A 19,612-nucleotide genomic window follows, 5' to 3' on the forward strand; every position below is an offset into this window, starting at 1 on the left:
GAGCGGGCCTCGGGGGGACGCGGACGACTCAGGAAGACAGGTAGGACGAGCGGGTCAGGCCCAGGCGCAGGGCGTCCACGTACTGGGTGCGCTCACGGGCGCTGAGGCGGGCGCTGGCGACCTTGTCGCGGTACATGGTCATCAATTCCTCCGGCGACAAGTGCACGTAGCGCAGCATGTCCTCGATGGTGTCGTGGGTCTCGATGCCCGCGTGGTAGACGCTGCCATCCTCGTGCTGATAGACGTTTACCGAATCGGTGTCGCCGAACAGGTTGTGCATGTCGCCGAGGATTTCCTGGTAGGCGCCCACCAGGAACACCCCGAGCAGGTAGTCCTCGCCCTCGCGCACCTCGTGCACCGGCAGGCTGGTCTCGATGCTCTGCTCGTCCACGTACTGCTTGATCTTGCCGTCGGAATCGCAGGTCAGGTCCTGCAGCACCGCGCGGCGCAGGGGCTCCTCGCCGAGGCGGTGCAGCGGCAGGATCGGCAGCACCTGATCGATGGCCCAGGTGTCCGGCAGGCTTTGGAACACCGAGAAGTTGCAGATGTACTTGTCCGCCAGCTTGTCGTTGAGCTCGTCGAGCACCTGCCGGTGCGAGCGCTGGCGCGCCTTCAACTGGTTGTGCAGGCGCCGGCAGATGGCGAAGTAGCTCTGCTCGGCGAGCGCCTTGTCGGCCAGGCTCAGCTTGCCCTCGGCGTACTGGGTCGCGGCGTCGCTCATGTAATGGGTGGCGCGCCAATAGGTCTCGGTGACCATCTCGGCGTCGGTCGGGCCGAGCATCTCCACCAGCCAGCGCACGATCTGCGGCAGTGCCTGCGGGTCGTCGATCTGCGGCACCTCGTCGTTGTGCCGCTCCACGTCGGTGACCTGCATGACCAGCACCGCGTGGTGCGCGGTCATCGCCCGGCCGCTCTCGGAAAAGATGTGCGGGTGCGGCAGGTCCTGGGCGTCGCAGAACTCCTTGAGCATGCCGACCACCACCGCCGCGTAGTCGTCCATGTCGTAGTTGATCGAGCTGGCGTTGCGCGAATGGGTACCGTCGTAGTCCACGCCGAGGCCGCCGCCGACGTCGATGTGGTCCACCGGCAGGCCCAGGCTGCGCAACTCGGCGTAATAGCGGATGGCCTCGCGGAACCCGTGCTGGTAATCGGCCAGGTTGGCGATCTGCGAGCCCATGTGGAAGTGCAGCAAGCGAATCCCCTGGTCGAGGCCGGCGCCGCGGAAGCGTTCGACCACCGCCAGCAATTGCGCGGCGGACAGGCCGAACTTGGATTTCTCGCCGCCGGTATCCGCCCACTTCGACGAGGCCAGCGACGACAGCCGCACGCGCAGGCCGACCTGGGGCGCGACGCCGACGCTGGCGGCCTCGTCGATCACCAGTTGGACTTCGGACTCTTTCTCGATGACGATGAAGACGTTATGCCCGAGCTTCTGCCCCATCAGCGCCAGGCGGATGAATTCCCGGTCCTTGTAGCCGTTGCAGACGATGGTGCCGCCCTTCGGCGCCAGCGCCAGCACCGCCAGCAGCTCCGGCTTGGAGCCGGCCTCGAGGCCGATGGAGACGTTGCGCGTGGCGATGATGTTTTCCACCACCGCCTCTTGCTGGTTGACCTTGATCGGATACAGGGCAGTGTATTGGCTGCGGTAGTCCAGGCGCGCGATGTTGGCATCGAAGGCGCCGGTCAATTGCCGCACGCGGTCCTGCAGGATGTCCGGGAAGCGCACCAGCAAGGGCAGCGAAAGGCCGGCTTCGCGCAGTTGCTCGACCTGGGCGAACAGATCGATGGGCGCGCTGTTGGCGCCGTTCGGGCGCACTTCGACGCGGCCCGCCTCGTTGATGGCGAAATAGCCGGCGCCCCAATGGCGGATGCCGTAGACGCTGCGGCTGTCGGCCACGGTCCAGCTGCTGCCATCGTCTTTGCGCGTACGTCGTGCGGACATCGTCTCCCCCTGTGGGCTGTCGAATGACTCCGACCCGCCGGAACGGATCGGGCGAGTCGGAGCAGTTTGAATCGTTGGTGTGACGTCTGGGTGTTGACCGCGTGGCGACGCGGTTAGTTTAGGAGGCCGCGGCTCAGCCGCCGGACTTCTTGGCTTTCAGGCCACGTCGGGCGAGCTCCGCCAGCAGCAGTTCGACCTGATCGCCCTGGATCTCGATGACCCCGTCCTTAAGCGAGCCGCCAGTCCCGCAGCGGCGCTTCAGCTCGGTGGCAAGGGTCTTCAGCTCGGCCTCGGCCAGCGGCACTCCGCTCACCGAGGTGACCGTCTTGCCCCCCCGCCCCTTGGTCTCGCGCCGCACGCGGGCGATGCCGTCGCCGGTGGGAAGGGACGTCTGCTTGCAGATACAGGCGTCCAGCGGCTTGCCGCAGGACGGGCAGTGCCGGCCGCTGTCGGTGGAATAAACCAGGCCGCCGAGGGCGGAAAACGACGAAGCTTTCTTGACCACCGGGGGTTCCTCGTAGGGGTCAGGATAGCGACTGGCCGGCAGTTGCCGACCGCGAAGCCCCACTCAGGCAGGGGCGGCGCACCCGGCCAGGCGGCGCGGGTTGGAAAGGCGGCGGAGTTTACCGACAAAGCCGGCGAATGCTAAGCGCAAATTCATCATTCCGGCCCCTGCCCCGCTCAGCCGTGAGCGGAGGCCAGGTAAAGCTGCAGGGCTTGCAGCGAGTCGGGGCAGAACGGCTCCCGGTTCGCCATCGGCGCCACCGCTTCGATGCTCATAAAGCGCGCCTCCATGATCTCCTCGGCCTGCAGCAACAGCGTGGCATCGGTCTGCACCGAGAACACCGAGCACCAGAGCCGGTTGCCCGGCTCGGAAAAGAAGAAACGCCCGTGTTCGCGCAACTGGACACCGGCGATACCGAGCTCTTCCTCCAGCTCGCGGTGCGCGGACTCGGCATAACACTCGCCCGCGAGGACCATGCCGCCGGCGGCCACGTCCCAGTAGCCGGGGTAGACCGCCTTGCTCAGGGTGCGCCGCTGCACGCAGAGCTCGCCGCGGCCGTTGAACAACAGGATGAAGGTGCCTCGGCCGATCAGGCCGCGTTCGCGCAACTGGGCGCGCGGCAGGCCGCCCAGGGGGCGGTCCTGCTCGTCCACCCAGGCGATCAATTCGGCGTCCGATGCCGCGCGGTGAGCCGCTTCGGCGGCGCTCCAACCCTCCACGGCTCAGCCCTGTTCGAGCAACTGACGGAGGTCGATGATCGCGGCGTTGGCCCGCGAGATGTAGTTCGCCATCACCAGGGAATGGTTGGCGAGGATGCCGTAGCCACTGCCGTTGAGCACCATCGGGCTCCACATGGGCTCCTGCGCGGCCTCCAGTTCGCGGATGATCTGGCGCACGCTGATGGTGGCGTTCTTCTTCGCCAGCACGTCGGCGAAATCCACTTCGATGGCGCGCAGCAGGTGGGACAGCGCCCAAGCCTGGCCACGGGCCTCGTAGAACACGTTATCGATCTGCAACCAGGGGGTCTCGACGGTTTCCTCGCGAACCTGCGGCACCTGCCCGGGCTTGACCTCCTCGGCGCTCACGTCGGTGTTCAGGCGCACCCGGCCGACGCTGGCCGACAGCCGCTGGGACAGCGAGCCGAGGCGGGTGGCCACGTCGCCCAACCAGTTGTTCAGGTTGTCGGCACGGGCATAGAACTGCGCGTTGGACTGTTGCGGCGCGGACAGGCGCGCCAGGTAGCGGTCGAGGGACTTGATGCCTTCGCGGTACTCGGACTCCGACGCCGGCAGCGCCCAGCTCTTGTTGTCGAAGTTGAAGCGCGGCTCGGCCTTGGTCAGGTCCGGGTCCTCGGTGGATTGCGATTGCGAACGGGCGAAATCCTTGCGCAGGGCCCGGGTCAGGTCGCGGACCTGGACCAGTACGCCGTATTCCCAGCTGGGCATGTTGTCGAGCCAGAGGCCCGGGGGGGCCAGGTCGTTCGCCAGGTAACCGCCGTCCTTGTCCAGCAGGGTGCTGGCGACGCGCTTGAGGGTTTCCACGGTGGTGTAGCCCGTGACCATCTGGCGCTTGGCGCTCTCCGCGGCGGCCTGGGTGTTCTGCTGCACGGCAAAGGGGGCGGGCTCCTGGCTCCAATACCAGCCGATCACCAGGGTGACCAACAGGTAGAGACCGATCAGGATGCCGAGGGTGCGCACCACCCAGGTTCCCCGGGTGCTATGGCGGGTGCCGTCGACGGAGTCGGGCGCGCGGTCTTGCGCGTCGCCGGTGCGGTTCTTCCAATCCAGCATGGCAAATATCCTATTGATCACGTGTTCGGGGGTTCGACCACAGGCGCGCGCGAGGGTTGCCGTGGCGGCCGAACTATAAGCAAGGGCAAAAAGCGCGGGCTCGATCGAAGCGGCGCCACCGGAAGGGTGCGGGCTCGCGGCCCGGCGCCGCGAAAAAATCCCCCGGTGGGCGTCCGCCCCCCGCGAGCAGGGCGAATTTGATCGGTGGTACTGATGTATGGCGGAGCAAAGTGCTAGCATAGCGCCATCACCAGGTTGCTCGCGGACAGGTGCAGACACTTCTGTTGCAAGTCGTCTCACTTGGCGCAGTATATAAGCACGCAATGCACCCAAGAAGCCGGGCCATGACCGAGCAAGAAGACCCCAGCCGGGATCGTCTCAAGTACCACTTCGCCCAGCGGGTTATCCACCAGGCCCGCCATGTCCTGGAGGTCTGGCAACGCTTGCAGCGCGTCGAGTGGAATCCCGGCGACATGGCCGAGATGATCGAAGCCAACCTGCGCCTGTTGCGCTACGCCGAACGCTTCGCGCAGACCGAACATATCCAGTTGGCCCAGGACATCGAGCGTTGCCTGCAACAGGTACGCGCCAATCGCGGGCGGCTCACCAGCGCGTTGATCACCGACCTCAATCAATTGATGCAGCGCCTGTCGCGCACCGGCCTGCGCCACAGCGATCAATTCGAGCAAACCTCCCTGCCGCCGCTGCGCAAGCCGGTATACCTGGCCTTGCAGGATCGCGAGCGCGCCGAGCGGCTGGTGCAGCAATTGGATTTCTTCGGGCTGAGCGCGCAGAGCTGCGACGACGCCGTCGCGTTCCGCGCGGCCATGGCCGAGCGTCATCCGGCGGTGATCGTCATGGAAGTGGATTTCGACGGCAACGGCGTCGGCCTGGACCTGGCCGAGAAGGCGCAGCACGGGCTGGAACACAAGATCCCGGTGCTGTTCTTCAGCCACGAGGAAACCGATACCCCGACCCGGCTGGCCGCGGTGCGCGCCGGCGGCCAGGAATTCTTCACCGGCACCATCGACGCCTCGAGCGTGCTGGAAAAGGTCGAGATGCTCACCCGCACCGCCCACTACGAGCCCTTCAAGGTGCTGGTGGTGGACGACTCGAAGGCCCAGGCGATCCATACCGAGATGGTGCTCAACAGCGCCGGCATCGTCACCCGGGCGATCACCGATCCGATCCTGGCGATGGGCGAGCTGGCCGAATTCCAGCCGGACCTGATCATTCTCGACATGTACATGCCGGGCTGCATCGGCACCGAGTTGGCCAAGGTGATCCGCCAGCACGAGCGCTACGTCAGCGTACCGATCATCTACCTGTCGGCCGAGGACGACCTGGACAAGCAGCTCGACGCCATGAGCGAGGGCGGCGACGACTTCCTGACCAAGCCGATCAAGCCGCGCCATCTCATCGCCACCGTGCGCACCCGCGCCTCGCGGGCCCGCAGCCTGAGGGCGCGAATGGTGCGCGACAGCCTGACCGGGCTGTTCAACCACACCCATACGCTGCAACTGCTCGAGGATGCGCGCTTTCGCGCGCGGCGCTTCGGCCAGCCGCTGTCGTTCGCCATGATCGATATCGATCACTTCAAGAAGGTCAACGATACCTACGGCCACCCCATGGGCGACCGGGTGATCAAGAGCCTCGCGCTGTTCCTCAAGCAACGCCTGCGCAAGACCGACCACATCGGCCGCTACGGTGGTGAGGAATTCGCCGTGGTGCTGCCGGATACCGACGCCCAGGCGGCGTTCAAGGTGCTCGACGAGATTCGCCGGCGCTTCGCCGAGATCCGCTACCCGGCACAGCCGGGCGACCTGAGTTGCACCTTCAGTTGCGGCATCGCCGAACTGGGCGAGGACATGGGCATCAAGACCCTGTCGAAGGAAGCCGACGACGCGCTCTACCTGGCCAAGAACGGCGGCCGCAACCGGGTCGCCCTGTTCCGGGACACCCCCGAAATTCTGTGAAGTAGCTCACAGCGTCATCATTCGGCAATCTTTCCGCAATATCGTGTCGGTCCGATCCTCTCCCCATGAGATCGAGGCCCAATGCGTCTCAAATCGCTCACCACCCTCAATACCCTGCTGCTGGTCGGCGCCTGCCTCGCCCTCGGCGCCACCCTGTGGTGGTCGCAGCGCGCGCTGGAACGCCCTTTCCTGCTCATGGAGCGCTACCTCGAGCTGTCGCAACGCTTCCAGCACGAGGTGGCCGACAACGTCCAGGCCTACCTGAACAGCGGCGACGCGCTGCGGCAGACGGCGGCGCAACGCGCCCTGGCCGAATTGAGCGACGCCCTGAACGAGCTCCCCACGGAACTGGCGGAACGCCTGCGCCCGAGTGCCGATGAGCTGCGGAGCTTCGTCGACGGCGACCTGCTCGCCGCCGGCAAACTCGCCGGCGACCCGCAGGGCCTGCTGGTCCAGGCCGAGCGGGAACTCGCCGGGACCCTCGACCAACTGGCCCGCTACGCGGATAGCGCAGCGACGCCTGAAGCGGCGGCCTACCGCACCCCGCTGTTCGCCGCCGCCCAGCACCTGACCCGTCTCGCCCATGCCCGCGGCAAGCTGGTGGACAGCGGGCGCGAGGAACTGGCCGCCGATCTCGAGCGCGAACTGACGGCGCTGACGCAGCAGGCGCAACGCCTGGAGACGCTACCCGCGCTGGGCGTGGCGGACACGGCCGGCTCCGCCGCCGAAGGCTTCGCCGCGCTGCTCGGGCTGGCCACCGAGGACACCGACAAACCCCAGGCGGAGGACCGCGGCATCGCCCTCAAGCGCGATTTCGCCAGCCTGCTGCAACGCTACCCGGCCGAGCTTCGCCGCACCCGCGAGCTGATCGGGCAGCGCGGCGCCTTGGCCACGGCCAGCACCGAACGCGTCCTAGCTCTGCAACAGGCGCTGGCCGGGCTGGAACCACAGGTGCGTGCCGAACACAACCGCATCCAAGGCGAGGTCCGCCTCAGCCAAGGCCTGGTGATCGGCCTGATTCTCTGCATCGCCCTGCTCATCGATCGCCTGCAACGGCGCCTCGGCCGCGTGCTCGAGCGCCTGGTGCCGGCGCTCTCCCATTGGGCCGCGGGGGACTTTTCCCAGCCGATCCTGCTGCACACCAAGACCCGCGAGCTGCGCGAGATCGAGGCCTCCCTGGAACGCCTGCGCCAGTATCTAGTGGACCTGGTCGGCACCATCCGCGGGCATGCCGAGGAAGTCGCCGGCAGCAGTCGCAGCCTCGCCGAGCTCAGTGGTGGGCTGCACGCCGGCGCCGAACGCCAGGCCGGCGATACCGCGCAGATCCGCGATGCGGTGGGCGCTCTGGAAACCACCATCCTGCAAGTCGCCGGCGACGCCAGCCAGGCCGCCGACGCCAGCCACCACGCGGGCGGCGCGGTGGAGCGCGGGCAGGAGGTGATAGGTCGCAGCCTGGGCGGGCTGCGCAGCCTGGTGGAAGAAGTGCAGGGCAATGCCCAGTCCATCGAACGCCTCGCCGGCGAAAGCGCGGCCATCGAGAAGGTCCTCACGGTGATCCGCGGGATCGCCGAGCAGACCAACCTGCTGGCGCTGAACGCCGCCATCGAAGCCGCGCGGGCCGGGGAAATGGGCCGGGGCTTCGCGGTGGTCGCCGAGGAGGTACGCTCCCTGGCGCAACGCACCACGGGCGCCACCGGGGAAATCCAGCAATCGATCGCGCGCCTGCAGCAGGCCGCCACGGCGTCGGTGCAGGCGATGCGCACCCAGGTCGAACACGCCGAGGCCACCGCGGGCGAGGCGACGGTGGCGGACGCCGCCTTGCAGGAGATCGTCGCGGCGATCCGCACCATCGCCAGCATGGCCGAGCGCATCGCCGACGCCACCGCCCAGCAGAGCGGCGCGGTGGGCGAGATCCGCGGCCATAGCGAGCGCATCCATCGCCTGGGCGGCGACAACCTGGCGCACATCGGCGAAGGCCGGGAACAAGGCGAGCGCCTGCTGCGCCTGGGAAGCGAACTGCGCACCGCGGTGGAGGCGTTCCGGGTCTAGCCTGCGCGCCCGCCGGCGGCGGGCGCGAAGGTTGCCGCCCGCCATCCCCTGTGCCCAACGGTCGCAACCGCGGCGCGGCGTTTTGGTTATCATGCCGGGCATTTTCGTTTTCGCGAGACCGCCATGCGCCGCCTGTTGCTCCTGCTCATCCTGTTGGTCGCCCTGCCCGCCTCGGCCGGCCTGTTCGACAAACGCCCGACGGCCAGCCCGCTGGGTGCGCCGCTGAACAACAGCAGCGACTTCCTGCCGGTACGCGAAGCCTTCCGCCTGCGCCTCGCGGCGAGCTCGGCCGAATCGATCAAGCTGAGCTTCATCACCGCGGAGGGCTATTACCTCTACCGCCATCGTTTCCAGTTCCGCACCGAACCGGCGGATATCGCCCTGGGCGCCGCGCGATTGCCGGATGGCGTGCACAAGACCGACGACTACTTCGGCAACGTCGAGGTGTACTACGGGGTGCTGGATGTCGACCTGCCCCTGGAAAAGGCCCCGAAAGGTCCCTTCACCCTGCTGGTGACCTACCAGGGCTGCGCCGACAAGGGCCTCTGCTACCCGCCGGAGACCGAGCGCATCCGCATCGGCGATACGGCCGACACTCCGCCCCCCGACGACGCCGCGACCCGGACACCAGTCGCGAACGCGACGGGCGGCGCAACGGCCTGGAGCTGGCACGAACTGCTGCTGTTCTTCCTCGCCGGCCTCGGCCTGACCTTCACCCCCTGCGTGTTGCCGATGCTGCCGATCCTCTCCGGCGTGGTGCTGCGCGGAAAGGTGGGCGGCGCCCGCGGCCTGAGCCTGTCGCTCGCCTACGTACTGCCGATGGCGGCCTGCTTCGCCGTGCTGGGGGCGCTGATGGGCGTGTTCGGCGCGGAGCTGAACCTGCAGGCGCGGCTGCAATCGCCGTGGATCCTGATCCCCTTCGCCGCCTTCTTCGTGGCCTTCGCCCTGGCTATGTTCGGCCTCTTCGAACTGCGCCTGCCGCGCTGGGCCAGCGAGCCCCTGGACCGCCTGGCGGGGCGCGCCGAAGGCGGCTCGCTGTGGGGCGCGGCGCTGCTCGGGGTGCTCTCAAGCCTGCTGGTATCGCCGTGCGTGTCGGCGCCGCTGGCGGGCGCCCTACTGTATATAAGCGCCAGTGGCGACGCCCTGGGCGGTGGCCTGAAGCTGTTCGCCCTCGGCCTCGGCATGGGCGCGCCGCTGGTGCTGTTCGCCACCGGCGGCGGCGCCTTGCTGCCGAAGACCGGCACTTGGATGGTGCAGGTGCGCAATGCCTTCGGCGTGCTTCTGCTGGCGGTGGCGATCTGGCTGCTCGAACGGGTACTGCCCGGCTCGCTGAGCCTGGGCCTGTGGGGCGCCCTCGCCGGCGGCGTGGCGCTGTTCCTCGGCGCCCTGGAGTTCACGCCGAAGTCCACCCGCCAGCGCTTGGCGCAATTGCTCGGGCTGTTCCTGCTGGTATATGCGCTGGCGGCCTGGATCGGCGCCCTCCAGGGGGCCACCGACCCGCTGCGCCCCTTCGGCCACCCCATGCTTGCCAGCGGCACCGCCGCGCGCGCGGCCAACAGCAGCGGCGACTGGCAGAACCTCAGCGAGCCGGCGGCCTTGCAGGCGGCCCTGGCCGACGCGAAGAGCGCTGGCCAACCGGTCCTGGTGGACTGGTACGCCGACTGGTGCATCAGCTGCAAGGTGATCGAGCGCGAGGTGTTGAACGCTACGGAAGTGACCTCCCGGCTCGGCGGCTACCGCCTGATCCGCTTCGATATCACCCGCAGCGATCCGGCCCAGCGCGCGCTGCTGGACCGTTACGGGCTGTTCGGCCCGCCGGCGATCCAGTTCTTCTCCCGCGACGGCGAAGAGCGCAGCGCCTTGCGGGTCGTCGGCGAGATCGACGCGGCGGCGTTCGCCCGGCGCCTCGACAGCGCCTCCGCTGGCCGCTGAGTCGTCAGACAATGTTCATAAATGACTGCCATCGTGCGGTCAACTGTCGGTAACTGGACAGGGTTTAGACCTTTCGGCATAGTCTTGCGGCTGAAAAGAACAAGGACAAGCACATGGCGACCTTACTGGTACTGCACGGGCCCAACCTCAACCTGCTCGGCACCCGCGAACCCGGCGTCTACGGCGCCACCACCCTCGAGCAGATCAATCAGGATCTGCAGCAACGCGCGCTCGCGGCGGGCCACCACCTGCTGTATCTGCAGAGCAACGCCGAGTACGAATTGATCGAGCGCATCCACGCCGCCCGCGGCGAGGGCGTCGACTTCATCCTGATCAATCCGGCGGCCTTCACCCACACCAGCGTCGCATTACGTGACGCATTGCTGGCGGTGAGCATCCCATTCATCGAAGTGCACCTGTCCAACGTGCATAAACGCGAACCCTTCCGCCATCACTCCTATTTTTCCGACGTTGCCGTGGGAGTGATCTGCGGCCTTGGCGCCACGGGTTATCGCCTGGCCCTGGAGGCCGCCCTGGAACAACTAGAACGCCCCTGACCTCACCTGGGAGTTGATGATTAATGGATATCCGTAAAGTCAAGAAACTGATCGAGCTGCTGGAAGAGTCCGGTATCGACGAGCTGGAAATTCACGAAGGGGAAGAGTCGGTACGTATCAGCCGCCACAGTAAACAGGCTTTCGCTCCGCAACCTTACTACGCCGCGCCGGCCGCACCGGCCCCCGCGCCCCAGGCGGCGCCCGCCGGCGATGCCGCCGCCCCCGCTGCTGCTGCTGCCGCACCCAAGCTGAACGGCAACGTGGTGCGCTCGCCGATGGTCGGCACCTTCTACCGCGCCTCCTCGCCGAGTACGCCGTCGTTCGTCGAAGTCGGCCAGAGCGTCAAGAAGGGCGACATCCTCTGCATCGTCGAAGCGATGAAGATGATGAACCACATCGAAGCCGAAACCAGCGGCGTGATCGAATCCATCCTGGTGGAGAACGGCCAGCCGGTAGAGTACGACCAGCCGCTGTTCACCATCGTTTGAACCGCGGAGAGCCTGCGATGTTGGAAAAAGTCCTGATCGCCAACCGCGGCGAGATCGCCCTGCGCATTCTGCGTGCCTGCAAGGAACTGGGCATCAAGACGGTGGCGGTACACTCCACGGCGGATCGCGAGTTGATGCATCTGTCCCTGGCCGACGAGACCGTTTGCATCGGTCCGGCCCCCGCCGCGCAATCCTACCTGCACATCCCGGCGATCATCGCGGCCGCCGAAGTCACCGGCGCCACGGCGATCCACCCGGGTTACGGCTTCCTCGCCGAGAACGCCGACTTCGCCGAACAGGTGGAGAAATCCGGCTTCGCCTTCATCGGCCCGACCGCCGATGTGATCCGCCTGATGGGCGACAAGGTGTCCGCCAAGGACGCCATGAAGCGCACCGGCGTGCCCACCGTGCCGGGTTCCGACGGCCCGCTGCCGGAAGACGAGGAAACCGCGCTGGCGATCGGCCGCGAGGTCGGTTACCCGGTGATCATCAAGGCCGCCGGCGGCGGCGGCGGCCGCGGTATGCGCGTGGTCCACAGCGAGGAAGAGCTGATCAAGGCCGCCAAGCTGACCCGCACCGAGGCCGGCGCCGCGTTCGGCAACCCGATGGTCTACCTGGAAAAATTCCTCACCAATCCGCGTCACGTGGAAGTGCAGGTGCTTTCCGACGGCCAGGGCAACGCGATCCACCTGGGCGACCGCGATTGCTCGCTGCAACGCCGTCACCAGAAAGTATTGGAAGAAGCGCCGGCCCCGGGCATCGACGAAGACGCCCGCCAGGAAGTCCTCGATCGGTGCGTGAAAGCCTGCATCGAGATCGGCTACCGCGGCGCCGGTACCTTCGAGTTCCTCTACGAGAACGGGCGGTTCTATTTCATCGAGATGAACACCCGCGTCCAGGTCGAGCACCCGGTCACCGAAATGGTCACCGGCATCGACATCGTCAAGGAAATGCTCAGCATCGCCGCCGGCAACAAGCTGTCCTACACCCAGGACGACGTGGTGATCCGCGGCCACGCGCTGGAATGCCGGATCAACGCGGAAGACCCTTCGACCTTCATGCCGAGCCCCGGCAAGGTCAAGTACTTCCACGCCCCGGGCGGTAACGGCATCCGTGTCGACTCGCACCTGTACAGCGGCTATTCGGTCCCGCCGAACTACGACTCGCTGATCGGCAAGCTGATCAGCTATGGCGTCGACCGGGACGAAGCGCTGGCGCGGATGCGCAATGCGCTGGACGAGATCGTCGTCGACGGCATCAAGACCAATATCCCGCTGCATCGCGACCTGACGCGGGACAAGGGGTTCTGCCGGGGTGGCGTGAACATCCACTACCTCGAGCACAAGCTCGGCATCAAGTGAGGCGGTCCGCCGCCTGACGCGAAAAGAAAAAGGAGCGGCTTGCCGCTCCTTTTTCGTTATCCGCGCCCGATCCGTCCGCCGATCTCGGCCACCACGGGAACCGGATGCCCCGGCGAGCGTCGAAACGCCATTCGCCTGCGCCGTCGACGTTGTGCACGAAGACTCACGTCGAGGCGCCGCGGGCCGTGCAAAAACGGAACGACTGCACATCCACACTGCTACACGCATCACATTTCCGCGACATGCGGCGGCAGGCCCGGCCTCCCCCCGGCACTATCCGTGGATACCTCAAGGAGATTGCGTATGTTGACTCTCGATGCCGCAGGCATGATCCAGGACCCGCGGGTACGCCTCGCACGCGCCACCACCATCGAACGCGGCGACATGACGGTGGTGAACGGGATAATCGTGCACCAGACCGGCGGCGCCTCCGCCTCTTCCTCCCTGAACAGCTACAAGACCAGCGTTGCCGGTGCGCACATCCTGATCGACAAGGACGGCACCATCTACCAGACCGCCTCGCTATACAAACGCACCAATCACGTCGGCCGCCTGCGCGCGCGCTGCGTCGTCGAACACCGCTGCACCCCCGCCGAAACCAAGGCCCTGCAAAGCTTCAACCCACGCGCCGAGCACCTGCGCGAGCAGGCCAAGGCCGCACCGGACCGCTACCCCTCGAACCAGGACAGCATCGGCATCGAGCTGGTCGGCGAGACCGTGCCCAATCCCTCCTTCGGGCGGGTCGCGGGCGCCGCGGAGCGGAACTTCGTCACCGTGACCGATGCGCAGAACGCATCCCTCAAATGGCTGATCGGAGAAATCTCTTCCACCCTGCGCGTGCCGATGATGGAGGTGTTCCGTCACCCCACGGTATCCCGCAAGACCGAATCGGAGGCGTCGACGGCCAGATGGTGAGACTCATCGCGTTATTCGGCGCCAGCCTGCTGGCCGCCTGCGTCAGCGCCCAGGACGATGCCCTGGACGACGGCACCGAACCCAGCCTGAAGCCCGCCGGGCTGGCGGCCGTCCAGCGCCTGGAGATCACCCAGAACGCCGCGCGGGCCAAGGGCCCGGAGAGCGACCAGGCGGACTGCTCGGGCTTCGTCGTCGACGAGGCGGCCGTGCGGCGCTTCTTCGACAAGACCCAGGCGGTCGAAGCCGACGACTACTGGCACACCCTCGACTGGTCGCCCTGCTACGCCAGCGGCAAGGTGGAGTTCGTCGACGGCAGCAAGGCGGTCTGGTCGCTTCATCAATTGCAGGCCGGGTCGGTGGTCTTCGAAGATGGCCGGGAAACCTACCTGTACTGCCCGGAGTGTCGCTGGAAACCCTTTGTCTGGTAAGGTTGCCGCCTTTTTCCAGCCCGGGGGCGGGCGCCTGGCGTCCGCCCCTTCGCCCCGAGGTTTCCCGCAATGCCCTGGCTCCAGATCCGCCTCGCCATCACCCCGGAACAGGCGGAAACCTACGAAGACGCCCTGCTCGAGGTCGGCGCCGTCTCGGTGACCTTCATGGACGCCGAAGACCAGCCGATCTTCGAGCCGGACCTGGGCACCACGCCCCTCTGGTCGCGCACCCACCTGCTGGCGCTGTTCGAAGCCGACACCGATGAAGCCAGCCTGCTGAGCCATCTGCAGTGGCTCACCGCTGGCGCCCTCCCCGACCACCAGGTGGAGCGTATCGAGGATCAGGACTGGGAGCGCAGTTGGATGGACGCCTTCCATCCGATGCGTTTCGGCCGGCGCCTGTGGATCGTCCCGAGCTGGCACGCCGCCCCCGAGCCACAGGCGGTGAACCTGCTGCTGGATCCCGGCCTGGCGTTCGGCACCGGCACTCACCCAACCACCGCGCTGTGCCTCGAATGGCTGGATGCCCAGGACCTGAAGGATCGCACGCTGCTGGATTTCGGCTGCGGCTCGGGCATTCTCGCCATCGCCGCGTTGCTGCTCGGCGCCCGCCGCGCGGTGGGCACCGATATCGATCCCCAGGCACTGCAAGCCTCGCGGGACAACGCTGGACGCAACGGCATCGAACCCGAGCGTTTTCCGCTCTACCTGCCCGCCGACCTGCCCGCCGAGCACGCCGAGGTGGTGGTGGCGAACATCCTCGCAGGGCCGCTGGTGGCGCTGGCACCGCAGATCACCGGCCTGGTGCGACCGGGCGGACTGCTGGCACTGTCCGGCATCCTCGCGGAGCAGGCCGAAGAGGTCCGTGCGGCCTACTCGGATGCGTTCGACCTCGACCCCACCGCCGACAAGGATGGCTGGGTACGCATCAGCGGGCGTCGCCGCCAGGCCCGATGAGCCCCATGCGCCGGGGCCTGCCCCGCACGCGGGGCGGTACGTCCGCCCTGGTCTTCACACCGCTTGCCGCTGCCGCGGGCGCTTACGCTAGACTAGCGCCTCGTTTTATACGGACCGCCGCATGACCGACAGCTTCGTCACCCAGTGCCCCCATTGCCGCACCAGCTTCCGTGTGAATCGGGCACAGCTCGGCGCCGCCCATGGCGCGGTCCGCTGTGGCGCTTGCCTGCATGTGTACAACGCCGCGCAGCAGTTGCTCAGCGATGCGGTGTCCGCGGTCCGTCCGGGCGCCCAGCAGGCAACCAGGCCTCGACCGGCTGCCCCGCCCTCCACGGCGCCCGCCACGCCCGCCAAGGCTCCGGCTCCGGCTCCGGCTCCGGCTCCGGCTCCGGCTCCGGCTCCGGCTCCGGCTCCGAAGGACACGCTGGCCTCCGTGGCCGGTAAAGCCAAGGACGCACCGCCCAATACCCTGTGGATTCACGACGACCTCGACCTGGACAGCCTCGACCTGGACGAGGAGCTGGCCAAACTGGAACGCGAAGAACTGCAACTGTCCCAGGAATTCCTCGCCCTGGAACGCGCGCCCTTCACCGCCGAACGCCTGCTCGGCCAGCGCGAGGAGGCCGCCCCGGATCGCCACGACGAGCGCTGGGCCGAAGCCCTGCTGCGCGAGGAAGGTCCCCGTGCGGCACCTCCGATATCGGCCGCAGCGCCCGGGATATCTCAGGCGAAGGCGCCGCCTCCCCCCATCGCCGAGCCCGGGCGAGACACGCCCATGCCGCCGGGCGAGCCGTCCGCCCGGCCGGATGCGCACCCGGAAAAACCGCCGCGCCTGGGCGAGCTGCACGCGCGCCGCGACGACGATGATGCGGAAGAGAACGACCCGGATGCACGCACGGAAAGCGAGCCGATCGTCCCGGCCAGGCCACGCCACGAGCCGGCCCTGCGCGATGAGGGCCTGCTCAACCTGAACGAAGAGCCGCTGCACCTCGACTGGCAGCGCCCGAAGAAACCCTGGGGCCGCTGGATCGGCTGGGCGGCGCTGAACCTGATCGGCCTGCTGGCCCTGTGCGGGCAATACGTCTGGTACCACTACGGCGAACTGGCGCGCCAGGACCGCTACCGCCCCTGGTTCGAAGAGATATGCCCGGAAATCGGCTGCCAATTGCCGTCCAAGGTGGACATCGAGCTGATCAAGAGCAGCAACCTGGTGGTGCGCAGCCACCCGGAATTCAGCGGTGCCCTGGTGGTGGATGCGATCCTCTACAACCGCGCGCCCTTCGCCCAGCCCTTCCCGCTGCTGGAGCTGCGCTTCGCCGACCTCAGCGGCCAGCTCCTCGCCAGCCGTCGCTTCAAGCCCGGCGAATACCTCGGCGGCGAACTGGCCGGGCAGAGCGAAATGCCGCCGCAAACGCCGATCCATATTTCCCTGGACATCCTCGACCCGGGTAACCAAGCAGTGAATTACAGCCTGAGTTTCCATTCTCCCGACTAGCGCCCGGCCCTTTCGGAGGGGCCTTCCTAACCGCTGGCGATAAGCTTTTTACTGTTCATAATTTGTTCAAAACGACCTTTATCCGGTCATCGAGAGCGGGTATCATGCCCACCCTTTTTCGAACACCCGAAAACGACTGAACGCAGGCCCCACAGGCAGGGAAGACCCATGTCGGCGGTACGCATCGGCCCTTACACGTTGCCCAACCCGGTGATCCTCGCCCCCATGGCGGGCGTGACCGATCGTCCGTTTCGCCAGCTCTGCCGCCGCCTCGGCGCCGGCCTGGTGGTCTCGGAAATGGTCACCAGCGACGTCCGCCTGTGGAACACCCGCAAGTCCAGCCTGCGCCTGCCCCATGAAGGCGATCCCGAGCCGCGCTCGGTGCAGATCGCCGGCGGCGACCCGCAGATGCTGGCCGAAGCGGCCAGGGCCAACGTAAGGCTGGGCGCGCAGATCATCGACATCAACATGGGCTGCCCGGCGAAGAAAGTCTGCAACAAGGCCGCGGGGTCGGCCCTGATGAAGGACGAGATGCTGGTGGCGGAGATCCTCGAGGCGGTGGTCGCCGCGGTGGACGTGCCGGTCACCCTGAAGATCCGCACCGGCTGGGATCGGCAGAACCGCAATGGCCTGGCCATCGCGCGGATCGCCGAGCGTTCCGGAATCCAGGCACTGGCGGTGCACGGCCGGACCCGCGCCGATCTGTACACCGGCGAGGCGGAATACGAGCACATCGCCGCGATCAAGCAGGCGTTGTCGATTCCGGTGTTCGCCAACGGCGACATCGATTCGCCGCGCAAGGCCGCGCAGGTCCTCGCCGCCACGGGCGCCGACGGCCTGCTGATCGGTCGCGCGGCGCAAGGACGACCGTGGATATTCCGCGAGATCGTCCATTACCTGGCGACCGGCGAATACCTGCCGGCACCGGGATTGGGAGAAGTGGAAGGCATTTTGCTGGAGCATCTGGCCGGCTTGCACACCTTCTATGGCGAGGCGATGGGCATCCGCATCGCCCGCAAGCATGTCGGCTGGTATTTGGCGACGTTGCCGGGGGCCAGGGAATTCCGCACCCGGTTCAACCGTCTGGAGCGCGCGGACGAGCAACGCGCCGGCATTCGACAGTTCTTCGTCGACTGCCATAACAACGAAGGGGCGGCCGCATGACGACGATGAGCGAAAATTTTTTTGATGGGGCAACATCCGTGAGCGACAACGGCAATCTGAAACAACACCTGAACGCGCCGTCCGCCGAGGGCCAGACGCTGCGCGGCAGTGTGGAGAAGGCGCTGCACAACTATTTCGCCCATCTGGAAGGCGCCGAAGTCACCGACGTGTACAACCTGGTGCTTTCCGAAGTCGAGGCGCCCCTGCTGGAAAGCGTGATGAATTACGTCAAAGGCAACCAGACCAAGGCCTCCGAGCTGCTGGGCCTGAACCGCGGCACCCTGCGCAAGAAGCTCAAGCAGTACGACCTGCTCTGATAAGCGGCGGCAGGCGACGGCCAGCGGCGGCGTCGCTCCGGGCCCGGCACCTGCCTCCAGAAAGCCTGTAGCCCTGTGGAACTCTTCATGACCGACCAGACCCTTCGCCTTCCCGTCCGCCGCGCGCTGATCAGCGTGTCCGACAAGACCGGTGTCCTCGACTTCGCCCGCGCGCTCGCCGCCCTCGGCGTGGAAATCCTCTCCACCGGCGGCACCTACAAGCTGCTCCGGGACAACGCCATCGAGGCCGTGGAAGTCGCCGACTACACCGGCTTCCCGGAGATGATGGACGGCCGGGTCAAGACCCTGCATCCGAAGATCCACGGCGGCATCCTCGGCCGTCGCGCCCTCGACGGCGCGGTGATGGAACAGCACGGCATCCAGCCGATCGACCTGGTCGCGGTCAACCTGTATCCCTTCGAAGCCACCGTCGCCAAGCCCGATTGCGACCTGGCCGAGGCCATCGAGAACATCGACATCGGCGGCCCGACCATGGTCCGCTCCGCGGCGAAGAACCATAAGGACGTGGCCATCGTGGTCAACGTCGGCGACTACGCCGGCATCGTCGAGGCGCTGCGCACCGGTGGCCTGACCTACGCCCAACGCTTCGACCTGGCGCTCAAGGCCTTCGAGCACACCGCCGCCTACGACGGCATGATCGCCAACTACCTCGGCGGCATCGACCGCAGCGCGGAGACGCTCTCCACCGAACGACGCAGCGTCTTCCCGCGTACCTTCAACACCCAGTTCGTCAAGGCGCAGGACATGCGCTACGGCGAGAACCCGCACCAGCAGGCGGCGTTCTACGTCGAGGCGAAGAAGGGCGAGGCCAGCGTGTCCACCGCCGTCCAGTTGCAAGGCAAGGAACTGTCCTTCAACAACGTGGCCGACACCGACGCCGCGCTGGAATGCGTGAAGGGTTTCGTCAAGCCGGCCTGCGTGATCGTCAAGCACGCCAACCCCTGTGGCGTCGCCGTGGTGCCGGATGCCGAGGGCGGCATCCGCCAGGCCTACGAGTTGGCCTACGCCACCGACAGCGAATCGGCCTTCGGCGGCATCATCGCCTTCAACCGCGAGCTGGACGGCGACACCGCCCGCGCCATCGTCGAACGCCAGTTCGTCGAAGTCATCATCGCGCCGAAAGTCAGTGCCGACGCGCGCGCGGTGGTCGCCGCCAAGGCCAACGTGCGCCTGCTCGAATGCGGCGAATGGCCGGCCGAGCGCGCCGCCGGCTGGGACTACAAACGGGTCAATGGCGGCCTGCTGGTGCAGAGCCGCGACATCGGCATGATCGGCGCCGACGACCTCAAGGTGGTGACCCGCCGCGCGCCCAGCGAGCAGGAAATCCACGACCTGATCTTCGCCTGGAAGGTGGCCAAGTTCGTCAAGTCCAACGCCATCGTCTACGCCCGCAACCGGCAGACCGTCGGCGTCGGCGCCGGCCAGATGAGCCGGGTCAACTCCGCCCGCATCGCCGCAATCAAGGCCGAACACGCCGGCCTCGCGGTGCAGGGCGCCGTGATGGCCTCGGACGCCTTCTTCCCGTTCCGCGACGGCATCGACAATGCGGCCAAGGTCGGCATCACCGCGGTGATCCAGCCCGGCGGCTCGATGCGCGACAGCGAAGTGATCGCCGCCGCCGACGAGGCGAACATCGCCATGGTATTCACCGGCATGCGCCACTTCAGGCACTGAGGGACCCACGGTGGGCAACGCCGGTCGCCCACCCTACCCCC

The 19,612-nt window shown here is 67.1% G+C and carries 17 protein-coding genes; 13 read left to right on the forward strand and 4 right to left on the reverse strand.

Annotation, left to right across the window (positions count from 1 at the left end; all coding sequences use genetic code 11):
* Positions 1-28: 28 nt before the first annotated feature.
* From speA to OGL92_RS03955, 4 genes are all read right to left on the reverse strand, one after another.
* Positions 29-1,942, reverse strand: coding sequence for an arginine decarboxylase (gene speA, locus OGL92_RS03940; protein ID WP_263140731.1), 1,914 nt, complete (start codon positions 1,940-1,942; stop codon positions 29-31).
* 133 nt (positions 1,943-2,075) lie between these two features.
* Positions 2,076-2,447 (reverse strand): translation initiation factor Sui1, encoded by a 372-nt coding sequence (locus OGL92_RS03945; RefSeq protein WP_263140733.1) that lies wholly within the window; start codon positions 2,445-2,447, stop codon positions 2,076-2,078.
* A 176-nt stretch (positions 2,448-2,623) separates the two neighbouring features.
* Positions 2,624-3,166 carry an NUDIX hydrolase gene (locus OGL92_RS03950; protein WP_263140737.1) on the reverse strand — a complete coding sequence of 181 codons (543 nt, stop codon included), beginning with the start codon at positions 3,164-3,166 and terminating at the stop codon, positions 2,624-2,626.
* Positions 3,167-3,169: 3 nt separating this feature from the next.
* Entirely contained in the window at positions 3,170-4,237 is a 1,068-nt protein-coding gene (locus tag OGL92_RS03955) for a DUF2333 family protein (RefSeq protein ID WP_263140739.1), read from the reverse strand.
* A gap of 344 nt (positions 4,238-4,581) precedes the next feature.
* Here OGL92_RS03955 and OGL92_RS03960 point away from each other — a divergent pair, with 344 nt between their 5' ends.
* The 13 genes from OGL92_RS03960 to purH all read left to right on the forward strand — a co-directional run bounded on the left by OGL92_RS03960 (position 4,582) and on the right by purH (position 19,571).
* Positions 4,582-6,213 (forward strand): PleD family two-component system response regulator, encoded by a 1,632-nt coding sequence (locus OGL92_RS03960; RefSeq protein WP_263140740.1) that lies wholly within the window; start codon positions 4,582-4,584, stop codon positions 6,211-6,213.
* Positions 6,214-6,294: 81 nt separating this feature from the next.
* The gene (locus OGL92_RS03965) at positions 6,295-8,262 is read left to right on the forward strand and encodes a methyl-accepting chemotaxis protein (RefSeq protein WP_263140742.1); all 1,968 of its coding nucleotides are present in this window, start codon (positions 6,295-6,297) and stop codon (positions 8,260-8,262) included.
* Positions 8,263-8,385: 123 nt separating this feature from the next.
* Complete coding sequence (gene dsbD / locus OGL92_RS03970) at positions 8,386-10,194, forward strand: protein-disulfide reductase DsbD (protein WP_263140744.1); 1,809 nt, start codon at positions 8,386-8,388, stop codon at positions 10,192-10,194.
* 113 nt (positions 10,195-10,307) lie between these two features.
* Entirely contained in the window at positions 10,308-10,751 is a 444-nt protein-coding gene (gene aroQ, locus OGL92_RS03975) for a type II 3-dehydroquinate dehydratase (RefSeq protein ID WP_263140746.1), read from the forward strand.
* Between the two features lie 23 nt (positions 10,752-10,774).
* On the forward strand, positions 10,775-11,239 hold the full coding sequence (accB, locus tag OGL92_RS03980) for an acetyl-CoA carboxylase biotin carboxyl carrier protein (protein WP_263140749.1): 465 nt from the start codon (positions 10,775-10,777) through the stop codon (positions 11,237-11,239).
* A 17-nt stretch (positions 11,240-11,256) separates the two neighbouring features.
* The gene (accC, locus tag OGL92_RS03985; RefSeq protein ID WP_263140752.1) at positions 11,257-12,600 is read left to right on the forward strand and encodes an acetyl-CoA carboxylase biotin carboxylase subunit; all 1,344 of its coding nucleotides are present in this window, start codon (positions 11,257-11,259) and stop codon (positions 12,598-12,600) included.
* Between the two features lie 303 nt (positions 12,601-12,903).
* Positions 12,904-13,515: an N-acetylmuramoyl-L-alanine amidase gene (locus OGL92_RS03990; RefSeq protein ID WP_263140761.1), complete on the forward strand. Its 612-nt coding sequence runs from the start codon at positions 12,904-12,906 to the stop codon at positions 13,513-13,515.
* A complete protein-coding gene (locus OGL92_RS03995; protein WP_263140766.1) occupies positions 13,509-13,943 on the forward strand; it encodes a hypothetical protein in 435 nt (144 codons plus the stop codon). The genes OGL92_RS03990 and OGL92_RS03995 overlap by 7 nt, the downstream gene beginning before the upstream one ends.
* A gap of 69 nt (positions 13,944-14,012) precedes the next feature.
* Positions 14,013-14,900: a 50S ribosomal protein L11 methyltransferase gene (gene prmA / locus OGL92_RS04000; RefSeq protein WP_263140768.1), complete on the forward strand. Its 888-nt coding sequence runs from the start codon at positions 14,013-14,015 to the stop codon at positions 14,898-14,900.
* A gap of 121 nt (positions 14,901-15,021) precedes the next feature.
* Entirely contained in the window at positions 15,022-16,395 is a 1,374-nt protein-coding gene (locus OGL92_RS04005) for a DUF3426 domain-containing protein (protein WP_263140769.1), read from the forward strand.
* Between the two features lie 168 nt (positions 16,396-16,563).
* Positions 16,564-17,559 (forward strand): tRNA dihydrouridine synthase DusB, encoded by a 996-nt coding sequence (dusB, locus tag OGL92_RS04010; protein WP_263140772.1) that lies wholly within the window; start codon positions 16,564-16,566, stop codon positions 17,557-17,559.
* Positions 17,556-17,876, forward strand: a complete 321-nt coding sequence (gene fis, locus OGL92_RS04015; RefSeq protein WP_263140775.1) for a DNA-binding transcriptional regulator Fis — start codon at positions 17,556-17,558, stop codon at positions 17,874-17,876. The genes dusB and fis overlap by 4 nt, the downstream gene beginning before the upstream one ends.
* Positions 17,877-17,963: 87 nt before the next feature.
* On the forward strand, positions 17,964-19,571 hold the full coding sequence (gene purH, locus OGL92_RS04020) for a bifunctional phosphoribosylaminoimidazolecarboxamide formyltransferase/IMP cyclohydrolase (RefSeq protein WP_263140777.1): 1,608 nt from the start codon (positions 17,964-17,966) through the stop codon (positions 19,569-19,571).
* The last annotated feature ends 41 nt before the right edge of the window (positions 19,572-19,612 follow it).

The sequence above is a fragment of the Pseudomonas sp. RIT-PI-AD genome (genome assembly GCF_025642785.1).
Taxonomy (GTDB): Bacteria; Pseudomonadota; Gammaproteobacteria; order Pseudomonadales; family Pseudomonadaceae; genus Pseudomonas_T.